We start from the raw sequence: 14420 nt of genomic DNA, 5'->3' as shown, positions 1-14420 counted from the left end.
CACCGATGCTGGTCCATCTGCTGCGCCGGCTGGGCCAGTCCGCCCTGGTCCTGCTGGCCGTTTCCTTTGTCTCGTTCATGGTGTTCCGCCATATCGGCGATCCCACGATCAGCCTGCTGGGCGAGGACGCGACGGTTGCCGAGCGCGAGGCGCTGACGGAAAGCCTGGGCTTCAACAAGCCCGTGCCGCTGCAGTACCTGGGCTACGTGGGCAAGGTGCTGCAGGGCGACCTGGGCATCTCCTACCGGCTCAAGCGCCCCGTGACCGAGATCATTGCCGAGCGCCTGCCCGCCACGCTGGAGCTGGCGATGACGGCGGCGCTGTTCGCCCTGGTCATCGGCGTGGCGCTGGGCGTGTACACGGCCATACGGCGCGAGGGCTGGCTGAGCCGCTCGATCATGACGGTGTCGCTGGTGGGCGTGTCCCTGCCCACCTTCCTGATCGGCATCGCCCTGATCTACCTGTTCGCCGTGGAGCTGCGCTGGCTGCCGTCCTTCGGGCGCGGCGAGACGGTGAAGCTGGGCGGCTGGGAGACCGGGCTGCTGACGGCTTCGGGCTGGTCGGCGCTGATCCTGCCGGCCATCACGCTGGGCTTCTACAACATGACGCTGATCATGCGCCTGGTGCGCGCCGAGATGCTGGAGGTGCTGCGCGCCGACTACATGCGTTTCGGCCGCGCGCGCGGGCTGCGCGAGCGCGACCTGTACTTCGGCCATGCGCTGCGCAATACCCTGATTCCCGTGATCACCATCGCGGGCCTGCAGATCGGCTCGCTGATCGCCTTTGCCATCGTCACCGAGACCGTGTTCCAGTGGCCCGGCGTGGGCCTGCTGTTCATCTCCTCCATCCAGGGCGTGGACGTGCCGCTGATCGCCGCCTACCTGATGTTCATCGCGCTGCTGTACGTGGGCATCAACCTGCTCGTCGATTTCCTGTACGTGATCGTGGACCCCCGCTTGAGAAACCGATGACCGATTCCGCCAAACAAGCAATCCCTCCCACGGGCTGGCGCGCCAGCGACTCGCCGGTCAAGCGCGCCTTTGCACGCTCGCGCCTGGTGCAGGCGGCGGCGCTGGTGCTGGCGCTGATCTTGGCGGCCACGCTGCTGTCGCCCTGGCTGGCCTGGCAGAACCCCTTCGATCCGGCCAATCTGGACCTGATGGATGCCTTCACGCCGCCGGGCCAGGCGGGCACCAGCGGCACGCTGTACGCGCTGGGCTCGGACGACCAGGGCCGCGATGTGTGGAGCGCCATTCTCTACGGGCTGCGCATGTCGGTGCTGGTGGGCGTGTCGGCCGTGGGGCTGTCCCTGCTGATCGGTGTGCCGCTGGGCCTGGTCTGCGGCTATGCGGGCGGCTGGTTCGACACGCTGATGATGCGCATCGCCGATGTGCAGCTGACCTTTCCCGTGATCCTGGTGGCGCTGCTGGTCTTCGGCATCGCACGCGGCCTGCTGCCCGAGGGCTACCGCGACGACATGGCGGTCTTCGTGATCATCGTGGCCATCGGCCTGTCCGACTGGGTGCAGTACGCACGCACCGTGCGCGGCGCGGTGATGGTGGAAAAGCACAAGGACTACGTGCTGGCGGCCCAGCTCATTGGCCGCAGCCGCGTGGCCATCCTGGTGCGCCACATCCTGCCCAACCTGCTGGCGCCCATCCTGGTCATCGCCACCATCAGCTTCGCGCATGCCATCGTGGCCGAGTCCACGCTGTCCTACCTGGGCGTGGGCCTGCCGCCCACCCAGCCTTCGCTGGGCACGCTGATCCGCATCGGCCAGGGCTTCCTGTTCTCCGGCGAGTGGTGGATATTGCTGTTCCCCTCGCTGGTGCTGCTGGCGCTGGCGCTGTCCGTCAACCTCGTCGGCGACTGGCTGCGCGACGCACTGAACCCCAAGCTGCAATGAGCACGACACAAGAATCCGGGCAGCCCCCTGCACAGCCTCCGGTGCTGAGCGTTCGCGGCCTGTCCGTCACCTTCGACACCTACAAGGGCCCCGTGCAGGTGCTGGATGATGTGTCCTTCGACATCGCGCCCGGCGAGATCCTGGGCGTGGTCGGCGAGTCGGGCGCGGGCAAGTCCATGACGGGCGCCGCCGTGATCGGCCTGATCGAGCCGCCGGGCCGCATCTCGGCCGGCACGGTGCAGTTGCGCGGCGAGCGCATCGACACGCTGCGCGGCGAGGACCTGCGGCGCATACGCGGCCGGCGCATAGGCTCCATCTTCCAGGACCCGCTGACCAGCCTGAACCCGGTCTATACCGTGGGCCGGCACCTGGTGGAGACCATCCGCACGCACCTGCCCGTCTCCGAGAAAGAGGCCGAGGCACGCGCGCTGGCCCTGCTCGAAGAGGTGGAGATCCCGCAGGCGCGCGAGCGCATGGCCCAGTATCCGCACCAATTCTCGGGCGGCATGCGCCAGCGCGTGGCCATCGCCCTGGCGCTGTGCGCCGAGCCCGAACTCATCATTGCCGACGAGCCCACCACGGCGCTGGACGTGTCCGTGCAGGCGCAGATCATTGCCCTGCTGCGCCGCGTGTGCAAGGAGCGCGGCGCGGCCGCCATGCTGATCACGCACGACATGGGCGTCATCGCCGAGACGGCCGACCGCGTCATGGTCATGTACCAGGGCCGCGTGCTGGAAACCGGCCCCGTGCGCCAGGTGCTGGACGCGCCGCAGCAGCCCTACACCCAGGTGCTGATGGGCGCCATTCCCAGCGTGCACCACCGCGTGCAGCGCCTGCCCGTGCCCGAGGTGGGCGGCGGCCCGGCCGCGCCCGCCGTGCCCTGGCAGCCCAGGGCCGGTGCGCAGGAGCCCGCGGCTGCCCTGCTGGAGGTCCGGGATCTGTGCAAGGAGTTCGACCTGTCCAGCGGCTGGCTGGCCCGGATGCTGGCGCGCGAGGACAAAAAGATCCTCAAGGCCGTGGACGGCGTCGGCTTTTCGATCCGCAGGGGCTCCACCTTCGGCCTGGTCGGCGAGTCCGGTTCGGGAAAATCCACGGTGGCGCGCATGGTGGCCGGGCTGACGCCGCCCACCAGCGGCACCGTGCTGTTCGACGGCGTGGACAAGTGGAGCCCGGCCGCCCAGACCGTGGCCATGCGCCGGCGCTTCCAGATGATCTTCCAGGACCCGTATGCCAGCCTGAACCCGCGCTGGACCGTGCAGGAACTGATTGCCGAGCCCCTGCAGGTGCTAGCCCTCACGGCCGGCAAGGACGAGACGGCCGAGCGCGTGCAGGAGGCGCTGCGCCGCGTGCGCATGAAGCCCGACGATGCGCGCAAGTACCCGCACCAGTTCTCGGGCGGGCAGCGCCAGCGCATCGCCATCGCGCGCGCCCTGGCCAGCCGGCCCGAATTCATCATCTGCGACGAGCCCACCTCGGCGCTGGACGTCTCGGTCCAGGCCCAGGTGCTCAACCTCATGCGCGACCTGCAGGAGGAGTTCGGCCTGACCTATCTGCTGATCAGCCACAACCTGGCCGTGATCCGCCACATGTGCGACGACATCGGCGTCATGCAGCGTGGCCGCCTGGTCGAGGCCGGCGAGGCCGGCGCCGTGCTCGATGCGCCGCAGCATGCATACACGCGCGCGCTGATGGCTGCCGTGCCTGATATGGAGCATGTGCACTGAGGCGGGTGCACTGCCATGGCCTGGCGTTCAGGTCGCGGCAACGACCCGCACGTCGAACCGGACCTGAAGCCAGTTCTTGATGGCGGCAAAGATCGCGGCAAGATTGTCCATGCTGGGGTTGCCTTTCGGCGAAAGCATGCGGTGCAGGCTCTTGCTCGGCTTGTGCGTGAGGTCGGCCAGCGTCTCGAATCCCACCGTTGCGTTGACGAGATCGCGCAGGACGAGGCGTGCCGTTTCTGGCTCACCGCTCAGAAAAAGAGTGGCCGCCTCATCAAGCAGCGCCTGTGCGAAAGCAGGGTCGCGCTCAATGCGCTGAATGACCGTTTGTTTGAAATCGCGGGTGAGCGTCATGCCTTCGTTCCTTTTTTGGCATTGTCCGAGGGGCGTTGCCTCTTGCGAGCCTTGTATTCGCTGTGCAGGGCCACGGCTTCGTCGATGGCCTTCTGCTGGCCCTTTTTCGTGCTGCCCCCGAACAGGATGATCAATCTTTCCCCGTCCTTGGCGAGATAGATGCGGTAGCCCGGGCCCCAGTCGACCTTGTATTCGCCAATACCCCGGAACCATTCGATATTGGAGGTGTTGCCCAACTCCATGCGGGCCATGGCGACGGCCACCTTGGCGGCCGCCTGGCCATCCAGCCCGTTGAACCATGTCTGGTACGCGCTGCTGCCGTCTTCGCGGATGTACTCCTGGAGCTGGATTCGCATGGATTGGATGGTAACTTATGAGTTACCAACGCTGCAAGGCGCTGTCCACATGACCTACAGCGTTCTCATATCCCCAGGAACGAATGACAGCGATGGACCCAAAAAAGGCCTGCGGATGCGGGCCTTTGCTTTTGGGACGCGCGATGGCTTACCGGGCGGGTGCTGGCGTTGCCGGTGCGGCCTGGACTGCAGCGGGTGCCGACGGAGCCGGCGGCTGCGCCGGCGCGCCACCCTGCTGCACCGGACCGATGGTGGTGCGCACCACGCGCGAGCCCTTGGGCGGGTTGGGGAAGCCGGTGAGCGCAGCGTCGAACAGGATGCCGAAGATGGCCGGGTCATCGGTCCAGACATCCTGGCGCTGGGCCGAGGTCTCATAGACGATCTGCTGCGTGGTGGCGTTGCGCATCACGATGCTGACGGCGCGGTAGTACTCCAGCGGCGGGCCGTCGAACATGAAGCTGCCGCCAAAGCCCATGCCCCAGCCGCGCCCGTAGCCCACGCCCCAACCCCAGCGCGGGCCGCCCCAGCGGTCGTAGTAGGGCCAGGCGGCGTAGTCGCGCGCATAGCGTGCGTCGGCACCGATCTGCACGATCAGGCTGGCCCGGGAGTCGTCGCGCTGCAGGCCCACGCGGCCCAGGGCCTGCTGGGCCTGGGATTCGATGGCCGCGAAATGCGTCTGCGCCTCGCGTTGCGAGGGCAGCACTTCCAGGCGGTAGGTGGGCGGCGCGGGCAGGGCGCCCAGCGTGGAATAGCTCTGGACGGTGCTCTGGACTTCGCGCACGCTGGCGCAGCCCGTAAGCAAGGCCGTGGCCACGATGGCCAGGACATGGATGCAGCGCAGCTTCATGGTGTACTCCTTGGTCGAAAAAAGGCCCGTTTGCACGGGCCTTGGTTGGAGTGGGGCGATTGTTATAGGTTCAGCCGTCAGGACGACAGTTGTACCACCTGCAGGCCGGGCAGTGATGCGGAGACGGGCATCTCTTCATGGTCGAAGGCCATGTCGCCGTTGGGGTCGGCAATGCCGGTGGCCTTGGCGTTCTTGAAGTCGTGCAGCTCGGGGTCCATCATGTGCGTGGTCACGATGTGGCCCATGGCGCGGAACATGCTTTCCACGCGGCCCGGGAATTTCTTGTCCCACTCGCGCAGCAGCTCGCCCACGGCCACGCGCTGCAGGCCGTCCTGGCTGCCGCAGAGGTTGCAGGGGATGATGGGGAAGTTCTGGTACTGGGCCCAGCGGACGGTGTCCTTCTCGGGCACGTAGCACAGCGGGCGGATCACCACATGCTTGCCGTCGTCCGAGACCAGCTTCGGGGGCATGCCCTTCATGCGGCCGCCGTAGAACATGTTGAGCATCAGCGTCTGCACGATGTCGTCGCGGTGGTGGCCCAGGGCCACCTTGGTGCAACCCAGCTCGTCGGCCACCTTGTACAGGATGGCCCGGCGCAGGCGCGAGCACAGGCCGCAGGTAGTCTTGCCCTCGGGCACGACGCGCTTGACCACGCTGTAGGTGTCCTGCGTTTCGATGTGGTAGTCCACGCCGATGCTCTTGAAGTACTCGGGCAGCACATGGTCGGGAAAACCGGGCTGCTTCTGGTCGAGGTTCACAGCCACCAGCTCGAATTTGACGGGCGCGCGCTTTTGCAGCTTGCGCAGCACGTCCAGCATCGTGTAGCTGTCCTTGCCGCCCGACATGCAGACCATGATCTTGTCGCCTTCCTCGATCATGTTGAAGTCGGTGATGGCGCGGCCCACCTCGCGGCACAGGCGCTTTTCCAGCTTGACCTGCTCGCGCTCGATCTTGATGCGGTTGCCGTTCGCGGTATTGGCTTGGGCATCCGCATCGGCGGCGGCGGTTTCGGTTTCGGGGGCGGCTTCTTCGGCCAGCCAGGGGTTGTCGGTCACTGCATTCATGGGGTTCACCATTGTCCGGTTTCTATGCGAATGGCCACTTCGCAGTCTTCAAAGATTTCCAGCTTGGCGATTTTCACGCGCACGCCCAGCACGCCGGGCAGCTGCATCAGGCGCTGGGCCAGCTTGCCGATCAGGCTCTCCAGCAGGTTGACGTGCTCGGCCGTGCACTCATCGATGATGATCTGGCGCACCTTGCGGTAGTCCAGCACATGCAGGATGTCGTCGTCGCGCGGCGCCAGCGGTTGGGTGCCCAGGCTCAGCTCGGCATCGACCTGGATGGGCTGGGGCATCTGTTTTTCGTGGGCGAGGATGCCCAGGTTGGCGTCGAAGCGCAAACCCGTGAGCGTCAGGATCTGTTGTCCGGTGGCGGAGTGCATGGGGAAAAGCCGTGGAGTGTTTGGGGTGGCGCGCGCGGGCGCCTACATCATGGAAAAGTCGCGCTCGAAGCGCTGCAGGTGCTGGCCGCCATCGACCAGCAAGGTGGTGCCGGTGATGGACTGGTTGTCCAGCGCAAAGCACACGGTGGCGGCTACGTCGGCCGCGCTGGACGAGCGGCCCAGCGGGCTGAGGCGGTGCAGCGACTCGAAGCGCTCCTGGCTCAGCATGTGGCTGGTCAGCGTCAGGCCCGGGGCCACGCCGACGACGCGCACGCGCGGTGCCAGCGCCAGCGCCAGCATGGTGCCGGCGGCCTCGAGAGCCGCCTTGGACAGCGTGTAGCTGAGGAAATCGGGGTTCTGGTTCCAGAGCTTCTGGTCCAGCATATTGATCACGGCGCCGCTGGCATGCTCCTCGCCGGCCGCCACGCGGTCCTCGATATGGGCATGCAGCGCCTGGGCCAGCAGGATGGGCGCGCCGGTGTTGCTGCGCAGGTGGGCTTCCAGGGCCACGTAGCTGAAGCTGCCTGCATCGTCATGCTCGAACAGCGAGGCGTTGTTGACCACGGCATCCAGGTGGCCGAAATGCGCCACGGCGCGCGGCACCAGGGAACGCACCGAGTCCTCGTTGAAGAAATCGGCATCCAGGGCGGCGCTGTCGCCGGCCAGTTCAGCGCAGGCGGCGGCCGTCTCCAGCGCCTCGTCGTGCGAGTCGCGGTAGTGCACGGCCACTTGCCAGCCGGCGCTGGCAAGCGCGAGCGCGATGTCGCGCCCCAGGCGGCGGGCCGCGCCGGTCACCAAAACGGTGCGTGTTCGGGCAGGTGTGGACATTCGAGGACAATGTACGGATCGTGACGACAGAACCCTCAATTTTAACGGCCGCCCTGCAATCCCGTGTTGCGCAAGAGATTGCGTCCTCTGGAGGCTGGCTGGCTTTCGACCGTTTCATGGCCCTGGCACTGTACGAGCCGGGCCTGGGCTACTACGCCAATGACACCGCCAAGTTCGGGCTGATGCCATCGTCGGGCAGCGATTTCGTGACCGCGCCCGAGATGTCCCCGGTCTTCGGCCAGCTGCTGGCCGCCCAGGTGGCCGAGGCGCTGCAGCGCACGCATACCCGCGAAGTCTGGGAGTTTGGTGCCGGCACGGGCGCGCTGGCGCTGCAGGTGCTGGACGAGCTGGCCGCCCTGGGCGTGCGGCCGGACCGCTACACCATCGTCGATCTGTCGGGCACGCTGCGTGCGCGCCAGCAGCTCAGGCTGGTGAAGTACGAAGGACTGGTGCACTGGGCCGATGCCTTGCCCGAACGGCTCGAAGGCGTGGTCATCGGCAACGAGGTGCTGGATGCCATGCCCGTGCAACTGCTGGTGCGCAAGGCAGGTGTCTGGCACGAGCGCGGCGTGGTGCTGCAGCCGGACGGCAGCCTGGGCTGGGAAGACCGGCCCACGCAGCTGCGCCCGCCCATGGAGATCGAGGGCGAGCACGACTACCTGACCGAGATCCATCCGCAGGGCGAGGCCTTCATCCGCACGCTGGGCGAGCGCATGGCGCGGGGCGCTGCCTTCTTCATCGACTACGGCTTCGGCGAGTCCGAGTACTTCCATCCGCAGCGCCACATGGGCACCCTGGTCTGCCACCGCCTGCACAAGGTGGACGACGACCCGCTGGCCGAGGTCGGCCTCAAGGACATCACGGCCCACGTGAACTTCACGGGCACGGCCGTGGCCGCGCAGGAGGCGGGCTTCGAGGTGCTGGGCTATACCTCGCAGGCCCACTTCCTCATCAACTGCGGCCTGGGCCCCAAGCTCGACGCCCTGGCCCAGGGTCCGCGCGCCATGGCCACCAAGCTGATGATGGAGCACGAGATGGGCGAGCTGTTCAAGGTCATCGGCCTGGCCAAGGGCGTGGAGCCCTGGGACGCCATGGGCTTTGTGCGCGGCGACCGCACGCACCGCCTGTAGCGGGCCGGGGCCCGCCTGCCTCAGCGCTGGACGCTGCGGCCGTTGCTGACGTCGTGGACCGTCTGGTCCTTGAGGTTGATGCGGTAGATCTCGCGCGTGACGTTGCCAGAGAAACCCAGCTCCACGATGGACAGGTTCTCGAACGTGGTCGTGAAGCCGCCGGGCAGGATGCGGTTCAGGCGCGCGGCGGTCTCGCCCATGGCGCGCTCGATCTCGGGCGTGAAGGTGGCTTCGCTGTAGACCAGGGTGTTGTGCGGATTGTGGCTGCGCACCTCCTTGCCGGCCTGTACCTGGTTGATGCCGCTGACGCCCACGGTTTGCACCATGGCCTTTGCCGAATCGTTCATGCGGGCATAGACGGGCCCCGTCACGCGCGGCAGCGGGCCGTCGCGCAGCGGTGCCATGGCGGCGGTGGCGCGGGTGTTGAAGTCCATCATGGCCTCGTAGGCCGGGCCGGACTTGACGATGCCCAGGTCCAGCCACCACGGCTTGCCGGCGCCCTTGGCGGCCTCGGTGGTGTAGAAATTCTTCAGGTGCACGTCCTGCAGCACGGGCGGCAATGCCGGCAGGGCGGCCAGCATCTTGCGCGGCGTGGTCGGGTCGGCGCTGTGGATATGCACCACGGTGACATGGGGCAGGTTGAAGGTATTGGCCTCGGCCACCAGCTTCAGGCGCAGCAACTGCTCGTGCACCACGGGCGTGACCTGGCTGTCCATGATGGCCATGGCATCGGCCGGCAGTCGGTAGACCAGGCCATAGGTGGCCTGGTGGGCGCGGAAATCGCTGCGCTGCAGGGCGCTGTTGTCGATGGCGCCCGACGCTGCGGCTGCCGTGGTGGGGGCCGGAGCGCTGGCGCAGGCCGCCAGCAGGGCGGCAGGCAGGATGGCGAGAAGAAGGCGCCTGGATGTGTGTTGCATGGTGGGCTTGTCTTGTTGCGGCATGGAGCCATGGAAGAAGGGGGCGTGTCGCGAATGGTCCCGAAGCCTCCCGCCACGGGACTTTCCCAATGTAGGACGCCCATGTGTCCTGCCCATGACGCGCCGCCGCCGTACACTCGGCGCCATGATCCGCTGGCTCCTCGTCATCTTCCTGGCCCTGCTGCTGTTCAATGGCCTGCACGCCTGGCTGGAGCGCATAGGCCTGGGCCGCCTGCCGGGCGACTTCCGCTTTCGCCTGTTCGGCCGCGTGATTTTTCTGCCCATTGCCAGCACCGTGTTGCTCAGCGTGATTGCCGCCCTGATCGCCAAGCTGGTCTGAGCATGGCTTGAAGCACGGGCACGCCGCCCGTATATGCAGGCATTGCCCCATGACTTCCGAACAAGAGGCCGCCCATGTCCGACAAGCTGCATTTCGTCTGCCCCCATTGCCACACCACCAACCGCATTGCGGCCGACCAGCTCGGCAGCGCGCCTGACTGCGGCAGCTGCCACCAGCCGCTGGTCACCGGCCAGCCCGTGGCGCTGGATGCGCAGAGCTTTGCCAGGCATGTGGGGCGCAGCCAGGCGCCGGTGGTGGTGGACTTCTGGGCGCCCTGGTGCGGCCCCTGCCGCATGATGGCGCCCGCCTTCGAGCAGGCGGCGCAGGCGCTGGCGCCCGGCGTGCAGCTGGCCAAGCTCGATACCGAAGCCCATCCCCAGGCCGCCGCGCCCTGGAACATCCGCAGCATCCCGACCATGGTGGTGTTCAAGGAAGGGCGCGAGATCGCCCGTGTCTCCGGCGCTTTGCCGGCCGGCGAGATCGTGCGCTGGGTGCGTTCGGTCGTCTGATTTCTCTGCGGGTCCCCAAGGCCGGGCGCCTTCAGGCCCGCCCTCAGGCCTGCACTTCGCCCGCTTGGTAGAAGCAATAGCCGCTGTTGCGCAGCGTCTTGACGGGTAGTTGCTGGCCGCTGGCCTCCTCCACCTTGCGGCGCAGCCGGCGCATCTGGGTGTCCAGGCGGCGCTGGTCGTAGACCAGGTAGTCGCCGCCCAGGGCCTGCACGATCTTTCGGCGGCTCACCTCGGTGCCTGCCTGGCCCATAAGGCACTGCAGCACCAGCAGGTCCTGCTGGGAGAGCGCGACCGGCGGGGCCGATGGGGGCAGCAGGCGGCTCGGACCCAGCTGCAACAGCCAGCGCGCCTGGCGCTGCTGCAGGCCCAGGCGGCGCACCAGCGCGGCCAGCGTGGCCTCCAGCTCGTCCAGATCACAACCTTTGCCCAGATAGTGGTCGGCTCCGTTTTCCAGGCCGTCTATGCGGTTGGCGCTGGTGTTGTGCGCGCTGAACACGATGATGCCCAGTTGCTGGCCCTGCTGGCGCAGGCGCTGGATCAGGGCCAGGCCGCTGCCATCGGGCAGGCCGATGTCGATGATGGCCAGGCGGTGGCGCCGGGCGTCGAAGTGGCGGTCGAACTCCTGCAGGCTGGCAACGCATTGCGGCGCGTAGCCCAGGCCCTCCAGGAATTCACCCAGTTCATGGCGCAGCACGGGCTCGTCTTCGAGCAGGATCACATCAAGCATGGAGGGAAGGGGGCGGAGCGGCGAGGCCGGGAGGCTGGTGTACGCTGGCGGCCCTGTGGTGGACCTCCGATGCGATATTACCGTGCAACCCTCCTGCTGCTGGCCTGGCTGCTGTGTCCGCTGCTGACCCAGGCCCAGGCGCTCCTGCTGAACCCCGATGTGCCCATGCTGGAGACCGCCGGTCAGTGGCAACGGCTCGATGACGCCGCTGGCCTGCTCGACGCCGGGCAGGCCGACGCCGCCCCCGGATGGCAGCCGCTGCCCGGTCACCTGAACGCCAGCTTCACGCAGGTGGCGGTCTGGCTGCGCATGCCGCTGCAGGTGGAGCAGCCCGGCAGCTGGATGCTGCTGCTGGGCAATGCCCTGCTGGACGAGGTGGAGGTCCACGTGCGCAGATCCGGTGGCCCCTGGCAGCTGCTGGGGCGCAGCGGCGAAGAAGTGCCGCGCCACGCCTGGCCGGTGGACTACCGCAGTCCGGCATTCCAGTTCGAGCCCCCTGCCGCCGGGTCTTACGAGTTGCTGGTGCGCCTGCGCGCGCGCAACGCGCTCGTCACCCGCATCGATCTGTGGCAGCGACTGGCGTTCGACAACCACACGCGGCGCGAGGCCCTGTCGTTCGGCCTGTATTTCGGGCTGTACCTGCTGTTGATCGGCGTGCAGCTGGTGTTCTGGCTGGGCACGCGGGCCCCCTTGAGCGGCCTGTTCCTGGCCTATCTCAGCGTCTGCGTGCTCAATGAGGTGGTATCGCTGGGGCTGGTGCAGCAGCTGACGGGCCTGCCCGGGTTCTGGAGCGACCGCCTGCTGGGATGCGGCATTGCCGCCGCCCTTGCGATCTCCATACAACTGGCCTGCAGGCAGCTGGACCTGGCGTCGCTGTACCCGCGGCTGGTGCGCCAGATCGTGCCGCTGCTGTGGCTGTTCAGCCTGTGCTGCATGCTGCTGGTGGTGTCGGGGCACTACTCGGCGGGCATGGTCCCGGTGCAGGCCATGACCCTGCCGCTGACCCTGGGCTTTCTTGCTTTCGCCCTTTGGCTGTGGCGGCGCGGCCATGCCCCGGCGCGGTTCTTCATGCTGGCGTTCGGCATCTTCTATGCCGGCGTGCTGATCTCTTTTCTGCGCAACCTGGGCTGGCTGCCCATGAATGCGCTGACCGCGCTGGTGTCCACGCATGCGTCCGCGCTGGGCACCATGGCGCACATGCTGCTGCTCAGCGGCTGGATCATCGGCGGATACGAGCACAAGCGCCGCGTTCGAGAGCGGGAGCAGGTGCTGCTGGAGGCCGAGCTTGTACAGCGCCAGTTGCGCGAGAGTGAACTCAGCGAGGCGCTGGTGCTGGAGCGCAGGGTCCGCCAGGAGCAGCGCGACTTTGTCGCCATGGTCTCGCACGAACTGCGCACACCGCTGGCCATCATCCTGACCAGTGCGCAGCAACTGGCGCGCAATCTGGCGGCACCGCCCGACAAGACGCTGGCACGCAGCCGCAACATCCGCGAAGCCGCACAGCGCCTGCTGGCCCTGGTGGACGACTGCCTGGCCGACGACCGCATGGCCGACCCCCAGCCCCATGCCGAGCCACGCCTGCAGCCCTGCGACCTGCATGCGCTGGTGGATGGCTTGTGCCTGGACTTTGCGCCCGGCCGCATCGTCTGCCACCTGGGCGGGGGCACGCAGCAATTAATCACTGACGCCGGCCTGCTGCGCATCGCGCTGCGCAATCTGCTGGCCAATGCAGACCGCCACACGCCCGAAGGCGAATCGGTCCGCCTGGACGTGACCAGGCAGGGCGAGGGTCTGGAGATCCAGGTCTCGAACCCGGCAGAGCCCATTGCCCAGGCGGACCAGGACCAGTTGTTCGAAAGGTATTACCGTGGCCGCAACGCCCAGCACCGGCCCGGCGCCGGGCTGGGGCTGTACCTGGTGCGGCGCATCGCCGAGCGGTTGGGCGGCAGCGTGGCCTTGTTGACGGCAGGGGGCGAGCAGCCCGTGTGCCTGCGACTGGTCCTGCCCGTGGCGCGAGCCTGATTCCCGTGTGTGGCGGCCTTTGCGCTCAGGCGGCCGCCTGGGCCAGCCAATCGGCCACGGCCTGCGCGCGGGCTGCTTGCACGGCCTCGCCTATGGCCTTGCCCTGTTTGCCGCGCGCGGCGGCCTGGGCCGCGATGTCCGAGGTGGAGATGGACAGCGCGGCAGCCAGCGCATCGCGCAGGCGGGCGCGCTGGGGGTAGGGCCGGTCCTCGAAACCCAGGCGTCCCCGCGCGTCGCTTTCACAGGCCGCAAGGGCCTGTTCGAAGCGCGCGGGCTTGCGGATGGCGTCGCAGCGCTCCAGCAGGCGCACGATGGCGGCGCCGTTGAGCTCGCCGCTGCGGTGGATGTTGCCGTGCTCGCGCGCCACCACGTCGCCCAGTTCGCGGCAGTCGGTGGGCACGCGCAGCCGCTCGCCCACCTTTTCAGCCAGGCGGGCGCTGCGGTGCTCGTGTCCTATGTGGCGCGGCAGCACATCGGCCGGTGTCGTGCCCTTGCCCAGGTCGTGCACCAGGCAGGCATAGCGCACGGGCAGCGGGGTGTCCAGCTGCGCGGCCATGTCCAGCACCATCATGGCGTGCACGCCGGTATCGACCTCGGGGTGGTATTCGGCACGCTGGGGCACGCCCCACAGGCGCTCCAGCTCGGGCAGCAGCACGGCCAGCGCACCGCATTCGCGCAGCAGCTCGAACATGCGCGAGGGCTGGCGCTCCATCAGGCCCCGGCTGATCTCCTGCCAGATGCGTTCGGGCACCAGGGCATCCACCTCGCCGGCGGCCACCATCTCTTGCATCAGGGCCATGGTTTCCGGTGCCACCGTGAATTCGTGGAACCGAGCCGCAAAGCGCGCCACGCGCAGGATGCGCACCGGGTCTTCGCGAAAGGCATCGGTCACATGGCGCAGTACCCGTGCCTGCAGATCGGCCTGGCCGCCGTAGGGATCGTCGATGGCGCCTTTGCCATCCCAGTCCGGCGGGGCAGCCATGGCGTTGATGGTCAGGTCGCGCCGGGCCAGGTCCTGCTCCAGCGTGACGTCGGGCGCCGCCTGCACGACGAAGCCGCGGTAGCCCGGCCCGCTCTTGCGCTCGGTGCGCGCCAGGGCGTACTCCTCGTGGGTTTCGGGGTGCAGGAAGACGGGGAAGTCCCGTCCCACGGGCATGAAGCCGCGCTCGGCCATCTGCTCGGGCGTGGCGCCGACCACGACCCAGTCGCGGTCATGCACGGCCCGCCCCAGAAGGCGGTCGCGCACCGCGCCGCCCACCATGTACACCTGAAATTCGCTCATCCCGCAATGGTACGGCCTGGGCGGTGACATGATGGCGGGC

At 67.9% G+C, this 14420-nt stretch carries 16 protein-coding genes; 7 read left to right on the top strand and 9 right to left on the bottom strand.

Going from position 1 to position 14420, the window contains the following annotated elements; all coding sequences use genetic code 11:
* Positions 1-5: 5 nt before the first annotated feature.
* From INR38_RS05710 to INR38_RS05700, 3 genes are read left to right on the top strand one after another with little or no spacing between them, the layout of a single operon-like run.
* Positions 6-971: an ABC transporter permease gene (locus INR38_RS05710; protein ID WP_012203171.1), complete on the top strand. Its 966-nt coding sequence runs from the start codon at positions 6-8 to the stop codon at positions 969-971.
* Entirely contained in the window at positions 968-1906 is a 939-nt protein-coding gene (locus INR38_RS05705) for an ABC transporter permease (RefSeq protein WP_207444465.1), read from the top strand. The genes INR38_RS05710 and INR38_RS05705 overlap by 4 nt, the downstream gene beginning before the upstream one ends.
* Complete coding sequence (locus INR38_RS05700; protein WP_207444466.1) at positions 1903-3630, top strand: ABC transporter ATP-binding protein; 1728 nt, start codon at positions 1903-1905, stop codon at positions 3628-3630. Before INR38_RS05705 ends, INR38_RS05700 begins: the two co-directional genes overlap by 4 nt.
* Before the next feature lie 27 nt (positions 3631-3657).
* Here INR38_RS05700 and INR38_RS05695 read toward each other — a convergent pair whose 3' ends face one another.
* From INR38_RS05695 to INR38_RS05670, 6 genes are all read right to left on the bottom strand, one after another.
* On the bottom strand, positions 3658-3981 hold the full coding sequence (locus tag INR38_RS05695; protein WP_012203174.1) for a transcriptional regulator: 324 nt from the start codon (positions 3979-3981) through the stop codon (positions 3658-3660).
* Entirely contained in the window at positions 3978-4337 is a 360-nt protein-coding gene (locus INR38_RS05690) for a type II toxin-antitoxin system RelE/ParE family toxin (protein WP_207444467.1), read from the bottom strand. The genes INR38_RS05695 and INR38_RS05690 overlap by 4 nt, the downstream gene beginning before the upstream one ends.
* A 148-nt stretch (positions 4338-4485) precedes the next feature.
* Positions 4486-5184 (bottom strand): DUF4136 domain-containing protein, encoded by a 699-nt coding sequence (locus tag INR38_RS05685; protein WP_141830456.1) that lies wholly within the window; start codon positions 5182-5184, stop codon positions 4486-4488.
* 77 nt (positions 5185-5261) lie between these two features.
* Entirely contained in the window at positions 5262-6260 is a 999-nt protein-coding gene (gene ttcA, locus INR38_RS05680; protein ID WP_207444468.1) for a tRNA 2-thiocytidine(32) synthetase TtcA, read from the bottom strand.
* Positions 6254-6625 (bottom strand): dihydroneopterin aldolase, encoded by a 372-nt coding sequence (locus INR38_RS05675; RefSeq protein ID WP_013804281.1) that lies wholly within the window; start codon positions 6623-6625, stop codon positions 6254-6256. The genes ttcA and INR38_RS05675 overlap by 7 nt, the downstream gene beginning before the upstream one ends.
* Before the next feature lie 42 nt (positions 6626-6667).
* Positions 6668-7453, bottom strand: coding sequence for an SDR family oxidoreductase (locus INR38_RS05670; protein ID WP_012203180.1), 786 nt, complete (start codon positions 7451-7453; stop codon positions 6668-6670).
* Positions 7454-7569: 116 nt separating this feature from the next.
* Here INR38_RS05670 and INR38_RS05665 point away from each other — a divergent pair, with 116 nt between their 5' ends.
* A complete protein-coding gene (locus INR38_RS05665; protein ID WP_097203798.1) occupies positions 7570-8583 on the top strand; it encodes an SAM-dependent methyltransferase in 1014 nt (337 codons plus the stop codon).
* 20 nt (positions 8584-8603) lie between these two features.
* Here the strand turns inward: INR38_RS05665 and INR38_RS05660 are convergent, their stop codons facing one another.
* Positions 8604-9500: a hypothetical protein gene (locus tag INR38_RS05660; RefSeq protein ID WP_207444469.1), complete on the bottom strand. Its 897-nt coding sequence runs from the start codon at positions 9498-9500 to the stop codon at positions 8604-8606.
* A gap of 145 nt (positions 9501-9645) precedes the next feature.
* Between INR38_RS05660 and INR38_RS05655 the strand changes: the two genes are divergently transcribed.
* Positions 9646-9840: a DUF2905 domain-containing protein gene (locus tag INR38_RS05655; RefSeq protein WP_012203183.1), complete on the top strand. Its 195-nt coding sequence runs from the start codon at positions 9646-9648 to the stop codon at positions 9838-9840.
* Between the two features lie 74 nt (positions 9841-9914).
* Positions 9915-10349 (top strand): thioredoxin TrxC, encoded by a 435-nt coding sequence (gene trxC / locus INR38_RS05650; protein ID WP_012203184.1) that lies wholly within the window; start codon positions 9915-9917, stop codon positions 10347-10349.
* Positions 10350-10392: 43 nt separating this feature from the next.
* Here trxC and INR38_RS05645 read toward each other — a convergent pair whose 3' ends face one another.
* Entirely contained in the window at positions 10393-11076 is a 684-nt protein-coding gene (locus INR38_RS05645) for a response regulator transcription factor (protein ID WP_013804275.1), read from the bottom strand.
* Positions 11077-11145: 69 nt separating this feature from the next.
* Between INR38_RS05645 and INR38_RS05640 the strand changes: the two genes are divergently transcribed.
* Positions 11146-13098, top strand: coding sequence for a sensor histidine kinase (locus INR38_RS05640; protein ID WP_207444470.1), 1953 nt, complete (start codon positions 11146-11148; stop codon positions 13096-13098).
* A gap of 25 nt (positions 13099-13123) precedes the next feature.
* Here the strand turns inward: INR38_RS05640 and INR38_RS05635 are convergent, their stop codons facing one another.
* On the bottom strand, positions 13124-14380 hold the full coding sequence (locus tag INR38_RS05635; protein ID WP_207444471.1) for a multifunctional CCA addition/repair protein: 1257 nt from the start codon (positions 14378-14380) through the stop codon (positions 13124-13126).
* Positions 14381-14420 lie beyond the last annotated feature (40 nt).

Origin of the sequence: Delftia sp. SD018, assembly GCF_017355445.1 — a bacterium.
GTDB lineage: Bacteria > Pseudomonadota > Gammaproteobacteria > Burkholderiales > Burkholderiaceae_C > Comamonas > Comamonas acidovorans.
The sequence above is the reverse complement of the archived record's forward strand: the minus strand, read 5'-3'. Positions and strand labels throughout refer to the sequence as shown.